1 pseudogene is annotated in these 336 nt (G+C 40.8%); it reads left to right on the top strand.

Features of this window, described 5'->3' with window-relative positions:
• Positions 1–336, top strand: a pseudogene (locus AC6UDG_RS07475) (hypothetical protein); the annotation flags it as partial.

The following is a 336-nucleotide window of genomic DNA, read 5'->3' as shown; positions in this document are numbered from 1 at the left end:
TGATAGTGCTTCGACAAGTACAAGTGATAGTCAAAGCGTTTCAACTAGCGATAGAAACAGTGCCTCACTAAGTACTAGCGACAGTCAGAGTATTTCCACAAGCGATAGTAATAGCGCTTCGTTAAGTACAAGTGACAGTCAGAGTACTTCCACTAGCAATAGTGGTAGTGCTTCATTGAGTACTAGTGACAGTGAATCAATTAGTACCAGTAACAGTTCCTCAGTAAGTGGTAGTGCCTCACTAAGTACAAGTGATAGTCAGAGTACTTCCACTAGCAATAGTGATAGTGCTTCATTGAGTACTAGTGACAGTGAATCAATTAGTACCAGTAACAG

It is taken from the genome of Fructilactobacillus sp. X2R1C1 (assembly GCF_059901435.1).
This window is presented reverse-complemented; position numbering and strand designations above follow the sequence as displayed.